This window comes from Arthrobacter sp. SLBN-112, assembly GCF_006715225.1.
Lineage (GTDB): Bacteria > Actinomycetota > Actinomycetes > Actinomycetales > Micrococcaceae > Arthrobacter.
The window spans coordinates 1,104,300-1,123,189 of sequence record NZ_VFMU01000001.1; the positions used below are offsets into that span (position 1 = coordinate 1,104,300).

Consider the following 18,890-nt stretch of genomic DNA (forward strand, 5'->3'; position numbering starts at 1 on the left):
AGTGTTAATAACTGACAGTTGTGTAGTTTGGGCGCTGGAAATCCCGCAGGAGTAGGCTGCAGCGGCGGTAATGGAACGATTTCCACGGCTTTACCCACAGTTGTGGATAACTTGTGGGTATTGCGATGTTGGTAAGTGGATAAGTGGCCGGCCAGCCCTCGACTCCTGCCTATGATGGTTGCCTGCCAAGCCTTTCAAGCGACAAGGATCCCCGTGGGCGTCACCGAGCACCTGTACCTGGACAAACAGCATCCGGCCCTTTGGAAGGCGATCAGCGGCCTGGGCCTCAAGGTGCAGGAAGCCGCAGAGGAAGCCGGAATCGGCCTGGGTCTGTTGGAACTCCTCAACGTCCGGATCTCGCAGATCAACGGCTGCGCCTACTGCCTGGACCTCCATGTGCGAAAGGCGGTCGAGGCAGGGGAAAGGGCGCAGCGGCTGGCGGTCCTGCCGGCATGGCGGGACACCGCACTCTTCACCGGCAAGGAGCGGGCAGCACTGGCACTGGTGGAGAGCATCACGGAGCTCCCGGGCCAGGAGTCACGCGAGCAGGCCGAGGCCGCGGCGCGGGAATGCCTGACGGTAGAGGAATTTTCAGCAGTGAGTTGGGTTGCGGTGACCATGAACGCGTTCAACCGGGTCTCCATCACCAGCCACCACCCCGTGAAGCGGGATCGCTGACAGCGCTCCGAGTCTTCGGCAGGAGGTCACAGAGTTCGGGCCGCCTATTTATCCACAGGTATTCCACACTGTTAATAACGGCATTTGCCCGGCCGGTTAACCGGATCGGCCTTGCCCGGCGGGCCAGCCGCTCCATCCGGAGACCCTTGGCGAGCTTTTCCACACTGTGGATAACTTTCCCAACAGTTGGGGATAACCGCGTAAGTACCGCAACGGTACTATCCGGGCCAGATGCCGGACGATCCACGCCGGTGGCTGTCCACAAGGTGGGTATCCACTATCCCCACAGCCTCCATCAGGGCAAACATGGTGGTGGGTCCCACAAAGGAGAACCCGCGCTTCCGCAGTGCCTTGGACAAGGCAACCGACTCTGCGGACTGGGTGGGGATCTCGGCGGCCACCCTGGGCCGCGGGGTGCTGCCCGGCGCAAAGCCCCACACAAAGTCCACCAACCCGCCGTCGTTCCTAAGCTCCAGCGTGGCCTGGGCATTCCTGATCGTGGCAAGGATCTTCAGCCGGTTCCTGATGATGCCCGGATCCTGCATCAGCCGCTCCACGTCCGTGCTGCCAAAGAGCGCCACAGCCTCCGGATCGAACCCTGCGAAGGCGGCACGGAACGCCGGACGCTTACGCAGGATGGTGGCCCATGACAGTCCTGCCTGGAAGCCCTCCAGGCAGATGCGCTCGTACAGGCCCTGCTCGTCAGTGACAGGCAGGCCCCACTCCTGGTCGTAGTAGCTCCGCATGAGCGGATCCGAGGCAGCCCACGCCGGCCGGGCCAGGCCGTCCTCGCCAATAATTACGCCGGCGGAATCGGGAGCCAGTGGAGTCCTCCTTGGAAGGTCCGCCGATCCGCTAGGAGCGCCAGCGGGTGGTCATCAGGAATCCCACGATCGCAATGCCGAAGCCGGCTACGATGTTCCACGATTGCCAGGCCTGTACCGGGAAGCGGCCCTCACTGATGTAGAAGGTGATGATCCAGAAGAGGCCAATAATCATGAGTCCAAACATGACCGGCTTGAACCACACGGGGTTGGGCTTGTAGGCCTGGGGGGAAGCCGGCTGGGCGGTGCTGGCGGTCTTCTTGCGAGGCTTTGACTCGGGCACTGGCTCTCCTTGGCAGGCTGGGCAAGCTCGGCGGTCCGGGCTTGGTATCCTGCAAGAAGGAAATTGCCAGCGGTCTGCGCGATCTTGGTCAAATCTGGATTCTTACTAGCAGCCAATTCTAGCCGCAGTTGATGGGCAGCCTGTGCCCACAGGGCGGACGCCCGGAGGAGAACGCGTGGTATTGCAGGAGAAGGCGGGGCCCGCCACTGCGCCCGCGTCCCGCCGTGCCCTGTTGCCTGGCATCATCCAGGTGCTGGGTGAGCTGTTGATAACCGCCGGCGTCATTCTCCTCCTCTTCGTCGCATGGCAGCTGTGGTGGACCAACGTCGAGTCCGACGCCAAGCAGAGCCAGGTCATCAAGGAATTTGCCCAGGACCTCAGCAGCGCCGCTCCCGCAGCAGCAGCCCCCTCCGCTCCACCGGCCGCAGCTGAAGATTTCGGCAAGCCCGTGGTGGGCACCGCCCCGGGCCATGCGGGAACGATCGGCATCATGTACATCCCACGGTTCGGCCCCGGCTACACCCGTCCCATTGTCCAGGGAACCAGCCAGGACGTCCTGGACACCCTGGGCCTTGGCCACTACAGCAACACGGCCATGCCCGGAGCCGTGGGCAACTTTGCCGTCGCGGGGCACCGGCAGACGCACGGCGCGGTGCTGGACAACATCCACACACTGGTGCCCGGTGACAAAATCTACGTCCAGACCAAGGACGGCTATTACGTCTACGTTTTCCGAAACAACCAGATTGTGATGCCGTCCCGCACGGATGTCCTGGAACCGGTCCCAACCAAGCCCGGCGCCACGCCCACCGAAAGCTACCTCACCATGACCAGCTGCAATCCCCGCTTCGGCGCGGAAGAACGCATCATCGCCTATGCCCTCCTGGACAGCTGGCGTCCGGCTGCGGCCGGGCCGCCGGCCGAGATCGCGGCGCAGGTTGCAGCAGCCACCGGAAGGAGCTGACCGTGTACGCCTGGATTTTCCGCCACCTTCCCGGACCGCTCTGGCTCAGGATCATCATCTCGCTGGCACTGGTCTTCATCGCCCTGGTATTGATGGTCCAGTTCCTGTTCCCCTGGATGTCCCATTTCACCCAATTCACCGACTCGACGATTGGTTCCACAGACCAGCCATGACCACAACCAAGATCCTTGTAGTGGATAACTACGACAGCTTTGTCTACACCCTGGTGGGCTACCTCCAGGAGCTCGGCGCCGAAACCACGGTTGTCCGCAACGACGACGTTACGCTGGCGGAGGCAATTGAACTTGCCGGTACCCGCGACGGCGTCCTCATCTCACCCGGCCCGGGCAATCCTGCCGAGGCCGGTATCTGCATCGAGCTGATCAAATGGTGCGGTGAAAACAGCGTGCCCATGTTCGGCGTATGCCTGGGTCACCAGGCACTGGCCGAGGCCTTCGGCGGCAAGGTGACCCACGCCCCTGAACTCATGCACGGCAAAACGTCCCAGGTGGAGCACATTGGCACCAGCGTTTTCGCCGGGCTCCCCTCCCCCGTCACGGCCACCCGCTACCACTCACTGGCCGCGGTCCGGGAATCCATTCCCGATGTCCTGGAAGTCACCGCGCAAACCGCGTCGGGTGTGGTCATGGGCCTGCAGCACCGCACGGCGCCGCTCTGCGGTGTGCAGTTCCATCCCGAATCGGTCCTTACCGAAGGCGGGTACCAGATGCTGGGCAACTGGCTGGAATCGCTGGGCATGAAAGGCGCGGCGGCGCGGGCGGCGAAATTGAGCCCCCTCATCCAGCACTAGCCGTCAGTAAAGCTGGCGGGAAGGGCCCCGGCCCACCAGGGGACGTCAGCCTTTCTTAGTGGGCGTCGGCGTCGGCTTCGGTGTGGCCGTGGGAGTCGGGGTTTCCGTGGGAGACGGCGGTGGCGGTGGCGGTGCCTTGGCCACAACGATGGTGATGGTCTTTCCCTGGACAACGGCGGCATTGGCAGGATCGCTCTGGTCGGTGACCTTGCCCGGCTCCACCTGCGAGTTTTCCGCCTCGACCACCGAAGGGACCAGCCCAAGCTCCTTCAGGGCCGCCTCCGCTTCTTCACGGGCCAGGCTCCGCAGCTCCGGGACCACCACCTTGCCGGTGGAAACTATGAGTTCCACGCTGGTGCCCACGCCAACGCTCTGGCCCGGTGCCGGGTTGGAGGTGATGACGATCCCGGCCGGAACAGTGGCGCTGTTGGCCGTGCTGGTGGTCGGTGCGCCGGCCAGTCCCGCCTGGCGCAGGATGTCGCGGGCGGCGGCCTCAGTCTTGCCGGGAAGGCTGTCCGGGACCTTCACCGAACTGGGGCCTTCAGAGATATTGAGGATGACGTCCGCCCCCGGATCCAGCGAACCGCCCGCCGCTGGATCAGTCCCGATGGCGGTTCCCTTGGGCACCGTATCGTTTGCCGCACGTGCGATCCTGGGGCGCAGTCCCGCGTCGTACAGTGCCTGAAGTGCCGCGCTCTCCGTCAGGGACGCAACGGCGGGTATTGGGACCTTGGGTGCAGGGGGGGCCGGCCGGTTGACCGTTTGGTAAAGCCACAGGCCGCCGCCCGCGAGTACCAGCAGGGTGAAGATCACCAGGGTGGCAATCCAGGCACGACGGCGGGACTTCTGCCGGGTGCTCGGCTCCCGTTCCGGAGGGAAGCCAAGCGGGAGCGGCGCAGCCGCGCCGTACCCGTCTGCCCCGTACCCGTTCGGCCTGTATTCATCCGGCCCGTCCCCACCCGCAAGTTCCAGCGGAACGCCGGGTCCGCCGTCGCCATGGAGGGTGGTTGCCGCCAAGCGGCCTGTGGGTGCGTCATCAAGGAAGCTTGCCCCCGTTGCGGCGAACGCTTCGGTGGGCGGAGCCGCTTGCGGGACGTGGTCGTTGGGATCGGTTGGCGCCTCGGACGCCGGCACGGCAGGGACAGGCACGCCGGCCTTCGCAGCCCTCAGGGCACGCCGGAAGGCTGCAGCATCCTGGAACCTGTCATCCCGGTTCTTCTGCAGGGCCTTGGCGAGGACGGTGTCCAGGGCCGGCGATACCTTCGGATTCAGGCTGCTGGCAGGCTCCGGAATCTCGCGCACGTGCTGGTAGGCGACGGACACCGGGCTGTCTCCGACGAACGGAGGACGCGACGTCAGCATTTCGTAGAGCAGGCACGCGGCGGAGTAGAGGTCACTGCGGGCGTCGACGGACTCGCCGCGCGCCTGCTCCGGTGACAGGTATTGCGCCGTACCCACCACTGCCTGGGTCTGGGTCATGGTGGCGGAGGAATCGGCGATGGCGCGGGCGATGCCGAAGTCCATCACCTTCACCGAATTGGTGCCCGGGCAGTACATCACGTTGGCCGGCTTGATGTCCCGGTGGACGATCCCGGCCTTGTGGCTGTATTCGAGAGCCCCCAGAACTCCCAGGCAGTAATCGATGGCCTGGTCGATGCCGACCTCATTCGCGCGGATCAGGTCACGCAAGGTCCTGCCCTCGACGTACTCCATCACGATGTAGGGCACCCGGACGTCTTCGCCAGTGCCGTCGTGGACCAGGTGTTCACCGGTATCGAAAATGGCCACGATGGAGGGATGGTTCAGGGCGGCCACGGCCTGGGCTTCACGCTTGAACCGTGCCTGGAACTGCGGGTCCCGGGCCATGTCCGGCCGGAGCAGTTTGACGGCCACTGTCCTGCCCAGGCGGGTATCGGTTCCGCGGTACACATCCGCCATGCCACCACGTCCGATGAGGCTGCCCAGCTCGTAGCGGCCGCTCAGGACACGCCGGTTATCCACCGGCAGGCTGTCCTCCCGGTGCAACGGTGTGCGTGGTGACTCATTCACTGGTGGTCCCGGTGTTTAGGGCGCGCAGGTTGCGGGTGTTCCGGGCGTTTGGCCGGCCGCGCAGGTTGGCAAGGGCGAAATAGGGGTGGGACCCGCAACGGGTGAGGACGTGGTGGGGGTAGGCGTCGGCTTGGGCGCCGTGGTGGTGGTGGGGGCGGGGGATGGAGCGGTTGCGTAGATAACGGTGATAAGCGATCCCTTGGGCACCGGGCCGGTGGGATTCAGTTCCAGGACGGTGCCGGGGTCGGCGGTTGCGCTCTCCTGGGGCAGGACGGTCACTTGGAGTCCAAGGTTCGCAAGGGCAGTCTGGACCTGGCGGTAATCCTTGCCAAGGTAGGCGGCAGGTATCACGTTGACCGTGTCCTGCGTGGGCTCGGGCGTGGGTGTGGGCGTCGGGGTGCTGCGTGTCTGGGTGGGCGTGGCCGACGGGGTCCGCGTAGGTGTCGCCGAGGATGGGGCCGCGCTGCTGGTGGTGGTGCCCGTCGTCGGGTTGCCGGACGGCGAGAACAGGCCCATCTGGTTCAGCAGGAAACCCACCAGCGCAAACAGGAGCAGCAGGATCAGGGCCACCAGGGGCCATGTCCATGGACTGCGCCCCTTGCGCCGGGGCTCATCGGAGGGGACGTCGTCGTACGTTTCCTCCTCCTGGTCCCAGTTCCGTTCTGCAGCCAGCGCGTTGGCGCGGGCCAGCGGGCCCTTGGACGCGTCCCCTTCGGCGGCGGCGCCTGCGGCCATTCCGGCGGCAGCACCGGCAGCACCGGCACCGAGAACCGGCAGGGCGGACGTGGCTGTGGGGGTGGAATCGTGCTGGGCGCCAATGACGCCGGTGGGGGCAGTGGCGGTGTCAACGGGGGCCGTGATGGGCCCGGTATCGGCGTCGAAAAGAAGCATGCCCGGAACCGCGGCTCGTGCTGCGCTGATATCGCCGTTGCGGATCGCCTCGGCTGCTTCGGCCAGCTTGATGGCGTTCGCCGGGCGGTCCTTGGGGTCCTTTGAAAGCATGGACATCAGGAGGGCGCGCACCGGGGCCGGCAGGCTGTCCGAAAGGGGAGGCGGAGCGTCGTTCACCTGTGCCAGGGCAATGGCGATTTGTGATTCACCGGAGAACGGACGGTGCCCGCTGAGGCACTCGTAGCCGATGACACCCAGCGAGTAGATGTCCGAGGATCCCGTGGCGGTCTGGCCGGTGGCCTGCTCCGGTGACAGGTACTGCGCGGTTCCCATGACCTGGCCGGTCTGGGTGAGGGGCACCTGGTCAGCGAGGCGCGCGATGCCGAAGTCGGTGACCTTGACCCGCCCGTCAGGGGTGATCAGGAGGTTGCCTGGCTTGACGTCGCGGTGGACCAGGCCCTGCGCGTGGGCAACGGCCAGCGCGCGGGCGGTCTGCGCGATGATCGACAGCGTCCGGTCCGGTGACAGCACCTGTTCGTGCTCGATGATGCTGCTCAGCGGCTGGCCGGGGACCAGTTCCATGACCAGGTACGCCGATCCCTCTTCTTCGCCGTAGTCAAAGACGTTGGCTATCCCCACGTGGTTCAGCAGGGCAGTGTGGCGGGCCTCCGCACGGAAGCGCTGGAGGAATCCGGGGTCGCCCGTGTACTCCTCCTTTAGCACCTTGATGGCGACGATGCGGCCCAGGACGAGGTCTTTGGCTTTCCAGACTTCCCCCATGCCGCCGATCGCAATCCGCGTGGTCAGCTGGAATCTGCCGCCGAGGGTGATTCCGGTTGTAGGCCTCACTTATTCAACACCGCCTCAAAAATCTTCTTCGCGTTAGGACTGGTCAGCTGTGCGCCGGTGGTGATGTTCACGCCTTCCATGACGATCGTGACACTCACCTGCGGGTTGTTTGCGGGGGCGAAGCCGGTGAACCAGGAGTTGTTGGTTCCGTTCCCGAGCTCCGCGGTTCCTGTCTTGCCGGCCACCTGGACGCCGGGGACCGCTGCGCCCTTGGCAATGCCCTCGCTGACGGCGCTTGCCATCCACTCGGTGATCTGGCTGGCGATCTGCGGGGTGGTGGAGGAGCGCAGCTGCTGCGGCTGCGGTTCGTCGATCACCCGAAGGTCCGGGGAGCGCAGGGTCTTGATGAGGTTGGGCTGCATCTGCTTTCCGCCGTTGGCAATGGCGGAGGTCATCATGTTGATCTGCAGCGGCGTGGCGCGGACATCCTTCTGGCCGATTGCAGACTGCGCCAGGCCGGGTCCGTCCAGGTTCGCAGGGAACCCATTGCCCAACGCGTGGCCCAGTTTCAGCTGGTCTCCGACGTCCTCGCCAAAGCCGAACTTCTTGGCCTGTTCGGCGATGGCATCGCGGCCAAGATCCAGCGCAATGCTGGCGAACGGAGTGTTGCAGGACTGCTGCAGTGCGAAAGCGAAGCTGGCCGTGTCCCTGGTGTAGCAGTTGCCGCCGGCGTAGTTGGGCAGCTTGTACTGGATGCCCGGGAAGGGCATTTCGGCAGGGTTGGGAAGTTGGCTGTCCTTGTTGTACTTCCCCGAGGCAAGCGCGGCGGCCGTATCCACGAGCTTGAAGACGGAGCCCGGTGCCAGCAGCTCCCCAGTGGGACCGCTGACGTTCTGGTTCAGGTTAATGCCCGGGATCTTGACCAGTTCGTTGATGTTGGCCCGTTCGGCGGCAGCGTCCTGCGTGGCCACTGAGTTGGGGTTGTAGGACGGCTTGGATGCCATGGCAAGGATGGCACCGGTCTTGGGATTGGTCACCACAATGGACCCGCGCTGGCCGTCCGGAATCAGGCTGTAGGCCAGCTGCTGGATCTGGGGATCGATGGTGAGCTCCACTGACGCGCCCTTGGGCTGGTTGCCAAGGAAGAGCTGGCCCACCCGGTCCAGGAAGAGCTGGTCGGAGTCGCCCGCGAGTTCGGCGCCCATGGACTGCTCCAGCCCGGTGGCACCGTAGTTCTTGGAGAAGTAGCCGGTGAGGCCCGCATAGAGCTCCGGCTGGGTATAGGTGCGCTGGAACTTGCAGGTCTCCGAACCGGTTTCCACCGACTCGGCAATGGGGGTGCCGCCAACGATGATGGCCCCGCGGTCGTTGCAGTAGTTCTGCAGGATGGCGCGCTGGTTCAGGGGGTTGGTCTTGAGGTCATCCGCCCCCACCACCTGCACATAGCTGATGGCACCGAACAGCAGTGCAAACATGGCCACAGCGGCCACCCATGAGTGCCGGATTGCCTGGTTCACGCCTGCTTCACCGCCTCGGTTGGAGTGTCAATGCCAGTTGCAGCTGCGGCGCCGGCCGGCGGGAGCGGTGTGGTGTCCACCGGGCCGCGGGCTGCGTGGGAAATCATCAGGAGCAGTCCCACGATGATCCAGTTGGCCAGGAGGGACGATCCGCCGGCTGCGAGGAACGGCGTGGTGAGCCCTGTCAACGGAATGAGCCGGGTGACACCGCCAATGACCACGAAGCACTGAAGGGCCACCGCGAAGGACAGGCCGCAGGCGAGCAGCTTGCCGAACGCGTCGCGGGTACCCAGCGCGGCCCGGAATCCGCGGGTGACCAGTAGCAGGTACAGCAGGACGACGGCGAACAGGCCGATCAGTCCCAGTTCCTCGCCAAGGGACGCGATGATCATGTCGCTGTTGGCGAAGGGGACCAGGTCCGGGCGTCCCTGGCCAAGGCCGGTGCCCACCAGGCCGCCGTTGGCCATGCCGAACAGGCCCTCGATGACCTGCCGGCTGCCGTTCTCGTAGACGTCCGGAGAGAAGGCGTTGAGCCAGCCGTAGACGCGCTGCTGGACGTGGGAGAACACCTGGGCCGCCACAAAACCGCCGCCGAGGATCAGGGCCAGGCCGATGACCACCCAGCTGATCCGGCTGGTGGCCACGTAGATCATGACGATGAACAGCCCGAAGAACAGCAGGGAGGAGCCAAGGTCGCGCTGGAAGATCAGGACGCCGATGCTAACCAGCCAGGCCGTGATCATGGGGCCCATGTCCTTGAACCGGGGAAACTGCAGGGGGCCGATCTTGCGGCCGGCGAGCAGGATGAGGTCACGGTTGGACGAAAGATACCCGGCAAAGAATATGGCGAGGGTAATTTTGGCTACTTCACCCGGCTGGAACGTCATGGGACCGAACCTGATCCACACCCGTGCGCCCAGGATTTCGCCGGCGCTGATCCCTGGCACAAGGGGCAGGATCAGCAGCAGGGCCGACGCAGCCAGGGAGATGAAGGTGAACCGGCGCAGGATGCGGTGGTCCTTGAGGAAGAATACGACGGCGATGGCCACTGCCATGGCGATCAGGGTCCACCGGAGCTGGTTGTTTCCCGTGTCCTCGCCGGGAGCATCGAGGCGGTGGATCATCGCCAGGCCCAGGCCGTTCAAAGCAACCACGATCGGAAGTATTACTGGATCGGCATACTTCGCACGGAAGCGAAGGACACCATGGAACACCAGGGCGGCGACCGCCAGCAGGCTGGACTGGAACCAGAAGTCCGAATCGAACGCCTTCTCCTGGTCCACGCCCACCAGCATGTTGGCGCCGATGCCGACGGCAAGTGCCAGCAGCAGGAGCGCAAGTTCAACGTTGCGGCGAGGCTTGGGCAAAGTGCTTACCTGGCTCATTTCGCCGCCTCGCAGGTGATAGTCGGAGTGGGGGAAGGAGAAGCTGCGGATGGTGCGGTTGAAGGCGCAGGGGCAGGGGCATCCGATGCGGGCGGCGGAGCGGCTGCGCTGGCCGGGGGTGCTGCACTTTCTGGGGGTGCTGTGCTTCCTGAGGGGCTGGGGCTGGCTGAAGGCTTGGGGCATTCGTCCTCGGGCGAGGTGGTTCCGGTGAGCTCCAGGTTCTTGACGATCCGCTGCGCGTCGTAGAGATCGTTGGCAGGGACGGTCTGGCGGACCCGCTGCTGCGAGAACGGCGGGAGCGAGTCCAAGCGGATCTCCGTCACGGTTTCAAGCGAGGACAGCTGGATGGGGCCCAGCCTCTGGGACACTCCGTTGTAGATGGCCACGCGGGAATCGAACTCGCCCACGTAGTAGCGGGTCTGGGTCCACGCGTACCCAAGCCAAAGGCCTAGGGCCACGACAACCAGGACGGCGGCTGCCACGGACCAGGCCACCCAGCGGCGGGGACGCAGTGCCGGCAGGGTGTCCTCCGGCTCGCCGGCCGGTTCCGCCTTGTGGGTGAGGAGCGTCGCCGCCCGCCGTGCGACCGTACGCCCGGCCACGGTTGGAATGGAGCCGGATTCGGCTGCGGCGGCCGCTGCGCCTACGAGTTCATGCGGGCGGGAGGCAAGTTCTTCCCTGAGGACTTCCGCGGAAAGATGCTCGCCAAGGTGTGGGTCGGTGCTGCCGGGGTCAGGGGAACCGGCTACCCCCTCCTTGGCGCCGCCGTCAACCGGGTCCGGCTGTTGCCGGGCATCTTCCGGGGCGGACCCGGCTGTGGCGGCATCCTTCCCGTCCCCGGGGATGGATGCTGCAGCGGCGCCACCCGCTGCCGCGGCAGCGGACTTGCTGCCCTGCACCGGCGGAACGATTTCGACGGCGGCGGTACTGACGTCGTCGGGCGTTTCCTCCACGATGTCCACCATGACGACGGTGACGTTGTCCGGCGAACCGGCCTCAAGGGTCAGCTGGACAAGGGTTTCGGCGCACTCGTGCAGGTTGTGCGTTTCCCGGACGGTCCGCTCCACGGCGTGGGCGGCAACGTAGTTCAGCCCGTCAGAGCACAGCAGCCAGCGGTCGCCGGGCCGGGCGTCGAGGGTATCCAGATCGAGTTCGGGGCTGGCGTCAACGTCGCCCAGGACACGCATGAGGACGTTCTTGTGCGGGTGCGTTTCCGCTTCCTCCGGCCGCAGCCGGCCTTCGTCGATAAGCCGCTGGACGAAGGTGTGGTCCACGCTGACCTGCTTGAATTCGCCGTCGCGGAGCCGGTAGGCGCGTGAATCGCCGATGTGCGCGAAGTGCAGCTTGCCGTCAGCGAGCAGGAGCGCCGTCACGGTGGTGCCCATGCCCGCCAGCTTGGGATTGATGTGCACCAGTTCGGAGAGCAGTGAGTTGGCGGTCTGGATTTCATCGGCGAGGATCGTGCCGGCTTCGTCGCCGTGGTCCGGACTGTCCAGGTGGATCATGTCCAGGACGGTCGCGGCAGAGGCAACGTCACCGCCCGCGTGCCCTCCCATGCCGTCCGCGACGACGGCGAGGTGGCGTCCGGCGTAGGCGGAATCGTCATTCTTCGAACGGATCCGGCCGACGTCGGACCGTGCCGCGAAGCGCATGATGAGGGGCCGCTGCGCCGGGCTGGAGCCGGTTGCGGGGTTTTCGGCCTCGGCCATGGTTACGGCCTCAATTCAATGACCGTCTTGCCGATTCTCACGGGTACCCCTGGCTCGACGGGCAGGGCACGGGTAAGTTGCTGGTCTCCCAGGTAGGTTCCGTTGGTGGAGCCGAGATCCTCGATGAACCAGCGGCTGCCCTGGGGGAAGAGCCTGGCGTGGCGGCCGGAGGCGTAGTCATCCTCCAGCACCAAGGTGGCTTCCTGGGCGCGTCCCAGCAGGATGGGGCTGGCTGCCAGGGGCAGGGTCCTGCCCTTGAGCGGTCCTTCGACCACTACCAGTTGGCGGGCCTGCTGCTTGACGGGCTGCTGGTTCTCTGCCAATTCCGGGTTCCGGCGGACCTGGCGGGCGGTCGGGACGCCCGAGGCGGCTTTCCGGCCCAGCATGAGGTCCCGGCGCATGGCGGAAACGATGCTGAAGATGAGCACCCAGAGGAGCAACAGAAAGCCGAACCGCAGCGCGGTGATGGTCAGGTCGCTCATGCGTGGCCACCCGGGTTGGCAGGAAGCAGGCGGAAGATGATCTTTGTCCGTCCCATCGTGATGGTGGATCCGTCTGTGAGTTCGGTGCTCCCGGAGACCTTTTGGCCGTTGACGTAGCTGCCGTTGGTGGACCCCAGGTCCACGGCGCTGGTGACGCCGTTGGCAGTGCGGATTTCCAGGTGGCGCCGTGATACGCCGGTGTCCTCAATGTGGATATCTGCTTCGGATGACCGGCCCAGGACGATGGACGGGGCGTTCAGCGAGTAGCGCTGGCCCTCGATGTCCAGGACTGGCTGCAGCCGCACGGGCGCGCGGCTTGGTGCTGCCGGGACGTTCGGCCTGGGCTGGTTCCCGCCGGGGCCCTGGGACTTCTCGGTGGAGGAGGCAATTTCGAAATCACCGGCGCGAAGTGCGCTCTCGCGGAGGAAGGAAATCCGGACGGGCCCCTGGAGGATGTAGCCCTGGCTCCGGACGTGGTTGATGACCACGTCGCAGAGTTCTTCGGCCAGCGGCGTGCCCCACTCCTGTGCGCGTCCGAAGTCGTCGTCACTGAGCTGGACGTCGAAGACGTTGGGAACCAGAGTCCGTCCGGCCGCCACGGTGATCGCTTTGTGGTCCACCTCGCGGCGGAGCCTGCTGGCGATCTCCACGGGCTCGACCTGGGCTTTGGAACCGGTGGAGAAGACACCGCGGACGGCCTTTTCAATGCCACGTTCAACCTTGTCCAGCAGACCCATGGTTCTTCTCCTTTCCCCCCGGCTCCGGGGCAGTAGTTGTTGCTGACCAGCACCTGCAGGGCGGTCCGGCACTGCGCGGCGTGCCCGCCGGCAGCGGCCACTCCTACACCCGATACTACTGGCCACCCCTGCGAATGACCTTAATCCACAACGGCCGGGCGCCGGCAAAAGTTCAGATCCGGCCCTGCCCGAGGCGGTCGGGCCGGGGCTCCGGCGGGCAGATTTGGGCTGGTGTTGCCGCTCATTTGAGCTGCTGTTCCGGGCGTGTGGAAGGGGCAAGGCCGGCCAATTGGTAATTTGCGGCATCTGTCCGTTATGCTTGATCTCGCTGCTTTTACGAGGCGCGGAACGGGAAACCGGTTCGGCTGAGTGGAAGAAGTTGCGCGCGAGTGGCGGAACGGCAGACGCGCTGGCTTCAGGTGCCAGTGTCCGAAAGGGCGTGGGGGTTCAAATCCCCCCTCGCGCACGCAATGGGAAGAGCCCCGGTCTTAGGACCGGGGCTCTTCTGTTTAATTTCTGACCGCTGGTTCCAGCGCGCTTCGCCCCCCGCACGCCCCAGGTTACGGGCGCGCCGAAGCCTTGAACCGGCGGCGCGAATTGGCCAGGTGGCTGCGCATCGCGGCCGCCGCGGCAGACTGGTCACCGTCCGCAATCGCGTCCAGGATGGAGCGGTGCTCCAGCACCACCTGCTCAAAATGGTCCCGGGCGTAATGCTCGACGCCGGTCATCAGGCGGGTGCGCGGCATGGCGATCATGGTCTGCCCCAGCGCAGCGAGGCAGTCGGAGTAGTAGGGGTTGCCGGATGCCGCCGCCACGGCCCGGTGGAACTCGAAATCCGACTTCATGGCGTGGGCTGGATGGTCCGCGCTTTCACTGAAGGCATCCAGCGCCGCGCTGACGGCGCGCAATTGCCGGTCGGTGCGGTTCTGGGCGGCCAGTGCGGCAGCTTCGGTCTCCACCCCCATCCGGAAGGCCAGCAGCTGCAACCTGTCTTCGGTGCTGGCCACCGGACGGCTGCCCGCCACCGCAGGGGGCCCGTACGTGGGGGGAGTGAGGGCGAAGCTGCCGCGCCCCCGCTCGGTCTCGACAAGCCCCTCAGCTTGGAGCCGGGTGAGGGCGGCACGGACCACCGTACGGCTCACGCCAAAATCGCTGATGAGCGTGTTCTCGCTGGGCAGCTTCTCCCCGGGCTGGATCACGCCGTCGACGATGCGGTTGCGAAGGTCAGCGGCAAGGTCCGCGGTGAGGTTCCGGCTCATGGCTCAAGATTACGCGCCGAACTCCACGCTCTCGGTGGTCCAGGCGCGGGCCTGCTCGGTGAGCGTGACGCCGAGGCCGGGGCGGTCCGGGACGATCATGCGGCCGTCTTTGGTCTCGAGCCGCTCGTTGAACAAGGGGTCCAGCCAGTCGAAGTGCTCCACCCAGGGCTCGCGCGGGTAGGCTGCGGCCAGGTGGAGGTGGATTTCCATGGCGAAGTGCGGGGCCAGGCCCAGTCCGCGTTCGTCCGCGAGGGCGGCAAGGCGGAGGAACTGGGTGATGCCGCCGACGCGCGGGGCGTCCGGCTGAATGATGTCGCAGCCGTTCGCCGCGATGAGGCCCTTGTGTTCGGCGACCGAGGCAAGCATCTCGCCAGTGGCGATGGGAGTGTCCAGGACCTGGGCCAGGTGGGCGTGGCCCTCGAAGTCATAGGCGTCCAGCGGTTCCTCGATCCAAACTAGGTCGAATTCCTCGAGCCGGCGTCCCATCCGCAGGGCGGTGGCGCGGTCCCACTGCTGGTTGGCGTCCACCATCAGCGGGACATCCCAGCCGATGTGTTCCCGGATTCCGGCCACCCGGCGCAGGTCTTCCTTGCTGTCCGGGAGGCCCACCTTGATCTTGATGCCGCCGATGCCTTCCTCGATCGATTGGGTGGCCCGTGCCTTTACCTCGTCCAGGGTGGCGTTCAGGAAGCCGCCGGAGGTGTTGTACGTCCGCACTGAGTCACGGTAGGACCCCAGGAACTTCGCCAGCGGCAGCCCGGCGCGCTTGGCCTTGAGGTCGTACAAAGCGATATCGACGGCGGCGAGGGCCTGGGTGGCGACACCGGACCGGCCCACCGAGGCGCCCGCCCAGAGCAGCTTGGTGTAAATCTTCGCGATGTCATTGGGGTCTTCGCCAATAAGGCCAGCGGCGACCTCCTTTGCGTGGGCGTACTGAGCCGGGCCGCCTGCACGCTTGGAGTAGCTGAAACCGATGCCGGAGTGCCCCAGCTCCGTGGTGATTTCCGCGAACAGGAAGACCACCTCAGTCATGGGCTTCTGCCTGCCGGTGAAGACCTTGGCGTCGCTGATGGGAACGGCGAGGGGAAGACGGGCAGAGGACAGTTTGACGTGCCGGATCAGATCGACGGTGCTCATGAATACTCCTGGAAGCGGGGACTGGGCTCCTTCGCCCACCCTCTTAGGGTATAAGTGCGCTACTTGTATTACAAGCACTGAAGGGCGATGCGATGTGCCACTCCTGGCAGGGGAATGGAATAGCAGCGTCAGGTTGAGTGGTTGTCGAAGGCATGAAGGCAATTACCTACAGTGAATACGGAAGCCCGGACGTCCTCGAAATGGCCGATGTTCCCCTGCCCAAGGTGGGGCCGGGCATGGTCCTGGTCAAAGTGAAGGCAGCCGCTGTTAACCCGGTGGACTGGAAGATCATGGCCGGCTACCTGGATGCGGCAATGGACCTGCAGTTTCCCGCGATCCCTGGATGGGACGTAGCGGGGGTTGTTGAGTCGGTGGGTATCGATGCCCGGCAGTTCCAGCCTGGCGACGAGGTCATTGCTTATGGCCGCAAGGATTATGTCCATGGCGGAAGTTTTGCCGAGTACATCGCCTTGCCGGAAAGACTGCTGGCCCGTAAACCCGCCTCGCTGGACTGGAATGAATCGGCGGGGCTTCCCTTGGCCGGGCTGACGGCGTACCAGGTCCTGAACCGCCTGGGCCTCAGGTCCGGTGAGACTGTCCTTGTCCACGGCGGCGCCGGCGGGGTGGGATCACTCGGCATCCAGATCGCGGTGGCACTGGGTGCGAAGGTTATTGCCACGGCCTCTGAAAAGAACCATGAATTCCTCCGCTCCCTGGGAGCCGAACCGGTTGCCTATGGGGACGGCCTCGCTGACCGCATACGCGCGCTGAGTCCCGGCGGTGTGGAAGTGGTTGCCGATTTTGCCGGGGGCAATCTCGAAGCGACCCTGGCGGTACTGGCCGAAGGCGGCAGGCATGCATCCATCGCTGACAGTGAGGTGGAGGAGCATGGCGGCACCTGGATGTGGGTCAGCCCGGTCGGAGCTGATCTCCAGAAGCTCGCCGAATTGGTGGACCGGCGGAACATCCGGGTGGAGGTTGCCAAGGTTCTCCCGTTGGCCCAGTCCGCGGAGGCTTTCCGCCTCAACATGGAGGGGCATACCCGGGGCAAAATCGTGGTGGCCGTGGACGCCTGATTCGGGTGTCCGGGTCTCCTAGTTGCGCAGCGCGCCCAGCCCGGAGATCAGCGCATCAAGCCCCAGGCTGAAGGCGGTATCGGCAGGTCGGCCACGCTCCTGGCCGGCTGCCGAACTGCGCACCGCGGCGGAGAAGTTGGGGGTGGATCCGGCCATGGAGCCGGAATCGAAGATGTCTTCCGGGGCGGTGACGTCGTACGCCGACCCAAAGATAAAGGACTCCAGTGCCACGATGGCGGGGATGATGCGTTCTTGGGGGAACCCGGCGTCGAGGAAACCTTTACTCACGGTTTCGTACATGGCAAGGGTCTGCGGCGCGTCCGTCACGGGCAGGACTGCGATGACCGGAATCAGGGGTGTGTGCTCTGCGAAAACGTCCCGGTAGCTCCATGCCCAGGCCCGGACGGCGTCCTCCCAACTCCCGCTGCCGAAACCCGAGAGGTCCACCAGGGACATCAGGTGGTCCTCGACCAGGAGCAGCACGTCCTGCTTTGAGGCCACGTGGTTGTAAAGGGCGGAAGGCGCCACCTCCAGCACCTTTGCCAGCGCGGCCATGGTCAGCCCGTCGTAGCCCTTTCGGCTGATCAGTTCCAGCGCGGCGGCCGTAATTCCGGCCTTGTCCAGTACCGCCGCAGACGGTCGTCCTGCCCGCCTCCTCTGTGCTCCGCCGTTGCTGGTGGAGCGTCCCTGTGCGGCTGATACTGCCGGCATTGCTGCCCTTTCGTCGGTGTCCCCTGCATTATTCCATCCGGCTCTTCCGCTCCCGGCAGGCACCGGTTATAGTTCTAATAAATGAATGGCATTCATTTAGTGGTCCCCGTCACCAAGGGACGCAGAGAGGACATCATGCTGAACCTGAACCGCGACGTCGTGGTCGTTGGAGCCGGGCCGTCCGGACTCACCGCCGCCCGTGAACTGAACAAAGCCGGCCTCACCGTCGCCGTGCTGGAGGCCCGCGACCGCGTGGGCGGCCGCACCTGGACCGATACCGTGGACGGCGCCATGCTCGAGATCGGCGGCCAGTGGGTCTCCCCGGACCAGACCGCCCTCCTGGACCTGCTCCAGGAGCTGAACCTCGAAACCTACCCGCGCTACCGCGACGGTGAGTCCATCTACATCGGCGCGGACGGCATACCGGTGCGCTACACCGGCGAGACCTTCCCCGTGGACCCGGACACCGCCGTCGAAATGGACCGCCTGGTGGCCCTGCTGGACGGCCTGGCCGCGGAAATCGGCCCGACCGAACCGTGGGCCCATCCCAAGGCGCGGGAACTGGACACCATTTCCTTCCACCATTGGCTGCGGCAGAACTCGGCCAACGAGGAAGCGTGCAGGAACATCGGGCTCTTCATCGCCGGCGGCATGCTCACCAAACCCGCCCATGCTTTCTCCGCCCTGCAGGCGGTCCTGATGGCAGCTTCCGCAGGTTCGTTCACCCACCTGACGGACGAGGATTATATTCTGGACCGCCGTGTGGTGGGCGGGATGCAGCAGGTCTCGCTGCTGCAGGCGCAGGAGCTGGGCGACGACGTGATCCTTAACTCCCCGGTGCGCACCATCAAGTGGGAACCTGATTCGGAGGGCGGCCACCGCGTCTCCGTTATTTCGGACCGCGCCATGGTCAATGCCCGGTTTGTGATCATGGCTGTTCCGCCCAACCTCTACTCCCGGGTCTCCTTCAACCCGCCGCTGCCGCGCCGCCAGCACCAGATGCACCAGCACCAGTCCCTGGGCCTGGTGATCAAGGTGCACGCCGTCTACAGCACGCCGTTCTGGCGGGACAAGGGGCTCTCCGGCACCTGCTTCGGAGCAGACGCCCTGGTCCAGGAGGTCTACGACAACACCAACCACGGTGACCCACGCGGAACCCTGGTGGGCTTCGTGTCGGACGAGAAGGCGGACGCCGTCTTCGAGCTCAGCGCCGAAGAGCGCAAAAAGGCCATCCTGGAATCGATCGCCGGCTACCTCGGCGACGAGGCCCTGGCCGCGGAGGTGTACTACGAGTCCGATTGGGGCTCGGAGGAATGGACCCGCGGAGCCTACGCTTCCAGCTACGATTTGGGCGGACTGCACCGCTACGGCAAGGACCAGCACACGCCCGTGGGCCCCATCTACTGGTCATCCTCAGACCTTGCCGCCGAGGGCTACCAGCACGTGGACGGCGCCATCCGGATGGGCCGCATCACCGCTGCCCGCATCGTCGAAGTGGCGAAGGTGCCGGTTACCGCGGGGTGGTAAATAAGCATGCTTACTAATAGGCTGGCGGCGGGGAGCGTCCCCGACTTTCGACGAACGAGGT

The 18,890-nt window shown here is 65.5% G+C and carries 18 protein-coding genes and 1 tRNA gene; 7 read left to right on the top strand and 12 right to left on the bottom strand.

The window, feature by feature from the left end; translation table 11 throughout:
• Positions 1-213: 213 nt before the first annotated feature.
• Positions 214-678 carry a carboxymuconolactone decarboxylase family protein gene (locus tag FBY33_RS05130; RefSeq protein ID WP_142029586.1) on the top strand — a complete coding sequence of 155 codons (465 nt, stop codon included), beginning with the start codon at positions 214-216 and terminating at the stop codon, positions 676-678.
• Between the two features lie 218 nt (positions 679-896).
• On the opposite strand, the gene FBY33_RS05135 is transcribed toward FBY33_RS05130, so the two are convergent.
• The gene (locus FBY33_RS05135; RefSeq protein WP_142029587.1) at positions 897-1,502 is read right to left on the bottom strand and encodes a DNA-3-methyladenine glycosylase I; all 606 of its coding nucleotides are present in this window, start codon (positions 1,500-1,502) and stop codon (positions 897-899) included.
• A 31-nt stretch (positions 1,503-1,533) separates the two neighbouring features.
• Complete coding sequence (locus FBY33_RS05140) at positions 1,534-1,785, bottom strand: cell division protein CrgA (RefSeq protein WP_018769892.1); 252 nt, start codon at positions 1,783-1,785, stop codon at positions 1,534-1,536.
• Positions 1,786-1,960: 175 nt separating this feature from the next.
• Here FBY33_RS05140 and FBY33_RS05145 point away from each other — a divergent pair, with 175 nt between their 5' ends.
• From FBY33_RS05145 to FBY33_RS05150, 3 genes are read left to right on the top strand one after another with little or no spacing between them, the layout of a single operon-like run.
• On the top strand, positions 1,961-2,749 hold the full coding sequence (locus tag FBY33_RS05145) for a class E sortase (protein ID WP_142029588.1): 789 nt from the start codon (positions 1,961-1,963) through the stop codon (positions 2,747-2,749).
• 2 nt (positions 2,750-2,751) lie between these two features.
• The gene (locus tag FBY33_RS20465; protein WP_200830467.1) at positions 2,752-2,922 is read left to right on the top strand and encodes a hypothetical protein; all 171 of its coding nucleotides are present in this window, start codon (positions 2,752-2,754) and stop codon (positions 2,920-2,922) included.
• Entirely contained in the window at positions 2,919-3,560 is a 642-nt protein-coding gene (locus FBY33_RS05150; protein ID WP_056336041.1) for an aminodeoxychorismate/anthranilate synthase component II, read from the top strand. The genes FBY33_RS20465 and FBY33_RS05150 overlap by 4 nt, the downstream gene beginning before the upstream one ends.
• 45 nt (positions 3,561-3,605) lie before the next feature.
• On the opposite strand, the gene pknB is transcribed toward FBY33_RS05150, so the two are convergent.
• The 7 genes from pknB to FBY33_RS05185 are packed head-to-tail and all read right to left on the bottom strand — an operon-like array spanning position 3,606 to position 13,119.
• Entirely contained in the window at positions 3,606-5,609 is a 2,004-nt protein-coding gene (gene pknB / locus FBY33_RS05155; RefSeq protein ID WP_142029589.1) for a Stk1 family PASTA domain-containing Ser/Thr kinase, read from the bottom strand.
• Positions 5,610-5,624: 15 nt separating this feature from the next.
• Complete coding sequence (locus FBY33_RS05160; RefSeq protein ID WP_142029590.1) at positions 5,625-7,349, bottom strand: protein kinase domain-containing protein; 1,725 nt, start codon at positions 7,347-7,349, stop codon at positions 5,625-5,627.
• A complete protein-coding gene (locus tag FBY33_RS05165) occupies positions 7,346-8,806 on the bottom strand; it encodes a penicillin-binding transpeptidase domain-containing protein (protein ID WP_142029591.1) in 1,461 nt (486 codons plus the stop codon). Before FBY33_RS05165 ends, FBY33_RS05160 begins: the two co-directional genes overlap by 4 nt.
• Positions 8,803-10,191, bottom strand: coding sequence for an FtsW/RodA/SpoVE family cell cycle protein (locus FBY33_RS05170; protein ID WP_056336053.1), 1,389 nt, complete (start codon positions 10,189-10,191; stop codon positions 8,803-8,805). Before FBY33_RS05170 ends, FBY33_RS05165 begins: the two co-directional genes overlap by 4 nt.
• On the bottom strand, positions 10,188-11,900 hold the full coding sequence (locus FBY33_RS05175) for a PP2C family protein-serine/threonine phosphatase (RefSeq protein WP_142029592.1): 1,713 nt from the start codon (positions 11,898-11,900) through the stop codon (positions 10,188-10,190). The genes FBY33_RS05170 and FBY33_RS05175 overlap by 4 nt, the downstream gene beginning before the upstream one ends.
• 2 nt (positions 11,901-11,902) lie before the next feature.
• Positions 11,903-12,382 carry an FHA domain-containing protein FhaB/FipA gene (locus FBY33_RS05180; RefSeq protein ID WP_056336060.1) on the bottom strand — a complete coding sequence of 160 codons (480 nt, stop codon included), beginning with the start codon at positions 12,380-12,382 and terminating at the stop codon, positions 11,903-11,905.
• Complete coding sequence (locus FBY33_RS05185; protein ID WP_142029593.1) at positions 12,379-13,119, bottom strand: FhaA domain-containing protein; 741 nt, start codon at positions 13,117-13,119, stop codon at positions 12,379-12,381. Before FBY33_RS05185 ends, FBY33_RS05180 begins: the two co-directional genes overlap by 4 nt.
• A 383-nt stretch (positions 13,120-13,502) precedes the next feature.
• Here FBY33_RS05185 and FBY33_RS05190 point away from each other — a divergent pair.
• Positions 13,503-13,585, top strand: a tRNA-Leu gene (locus FBY33_RS05190).
• A gap of 94 nt (positions 13,586-13,679) precedes the next feature.
• On the opposite strand, the gene FBY33_RS05195 is transcribed toward FBY33_RS05190, so the two are convergent.
• Positions 13,680-14,378 (bottom strand): FadR/GntR family transcriptional regulator, encoded by a 699-nt coding sequence (locus FBY33_RS05195; RefSeq protein WP_142029594.1) that lies wholly within the window; start codon positions 14,376-14,378, stop codon positions 13,680-13,682.
• A gap of 9 nt (positions 14,379-14,387) precedes the next feature.
• Positions 14,388-15,515, bottom strand: coding sequence for an L-talarate/galactarate dehydratase (locus FBY33_RS05200; RefSeq protein ID WP_142029595.1), 1,128 nt, complete (start codon positions 15,513-15,515; stop codon positions 14,388-14,390).
• Positions 15,516-15,667: 152 nt separating this feature from the next.
• Here FBY33_RS05200 and FBY33_RS05205 point away from each other — a divergent pair, with 152 nt between their 5' ends.
• Complete coding sequence (locus FBY33_RS05205; protein WP_142029596.1) at positions 15,668-16,591, top strand: NADP-dependent oxidoreductase; 924 nt, start codon at positions 15,668-15,670, stop codon at positions 16,589-16,591.
• An 18-nt stretch (positions 16,592-16,609) separates the two neighbouring features.
• Here FBY33_RS05205 and FBY33_RS05210 read toward each other — a convergent pair whose 3' ends face one another.
• Positions 16,610-17,302, bottom strand: coding sequence for a TetR/AcrR family transcriptional regulator (locus tag FBY33_RS05210; protein ID WP_142029597.1), 693 nt, complete (start codon positions 17,300-17,302; stop codon positions 16,610-16,612).
• 81 nt (positions 17,303-17,383) lie between these two features.
• On the opposite strand from FBY33_RS05210, the gene FBY33_RS05215 reads away from it, so the two are divergent.
• On the top strand, positions 17,384-18,829 hold the full coding sequence (locus FBY33_RS05215; RefSeq protein ID WP_142029598.1) for a flavin monoamine oxidase family protein: 1,446 nt from the start codon (positions 17,384-17,386) through the stop codon (positions 18,827-18,829).
• Positions 18,830-18,890 lie beyond the last annotated feature (61 nt).

Bases quoted from the DNA above. Each gene is read 5' to 3' on its own strand.
- FBY33_RS05150 (WP_056336041.1), top strand. From the start codon at position 2,919: ATGACCACAACCAAGATCCTTGTAGTGGATAACTACGACAGCTTTGTC.
- FBY33_RS05170 (WP_056336053.1), bottom strand. From the start codon at position 10,191: ATGAGCCAGGTAAGCACTTTGCCCAAGCCTCGCCGCAACGTTGAACTT.
- FBY33_RS05175 (WP_142029592.1), bottom strand. From the start codon at position 11,900: ATGGCCGAGGCCGAAAACCCCGCAACCGGCTCCAGCCCGGCGCAGCGG.
- FBY33_RS05180 (WP_056336060.1), bottom strand. From the start codon at position 12,382: ATGAGCGACCTGACCATCACCGCGCTGCGGTTCGGCTTTCTGTTGCTC.
- FBY33_RS05185 (WP_142029593.1), bottom strand. From the start codon at position 13,119: ATGGGTCTGCTGGACAAGGTTGAACGTGGCATTGAAAAGGCCGTCCGC.
- FBY33_RS05195 (WP_142029594.1), bottom strand. From the start codon at position 14,378: ATGAGCCGGAACCTCACCGCGGACCTTGCCGCTGACCTTCGCAACCGC.
- FBY33_RS05200 (WP_142029595.1), bottom strand. From the start codon at position 15,515: ATGAGCACCGTCGATCTGATCCGGCACGTCAAACTGTCCTCTGCCCGT.
- FBY33_RS05205 (WP_142029596.1), top strand. From the start codon at position 15,668: ATGAAGGCAATTACCTACAGTGAATACGGAAGCCCGGACGTCCTCGAA.
- FBY33_RS05210 (WP_142029597.1), bottom strand. From the start codon at position 17,302: ATGCCGGCAGTATCAGCCGCACAGGGACGCTCCACCAGCAACGGCGGA.
- FBY33_RS05215 (WP_142029598.1), top strand. From the start codon at position 17,384: ATGAATGGCATTCATTTAGTGGTCCCCGTCACCAAGGGACGCAGAGAG.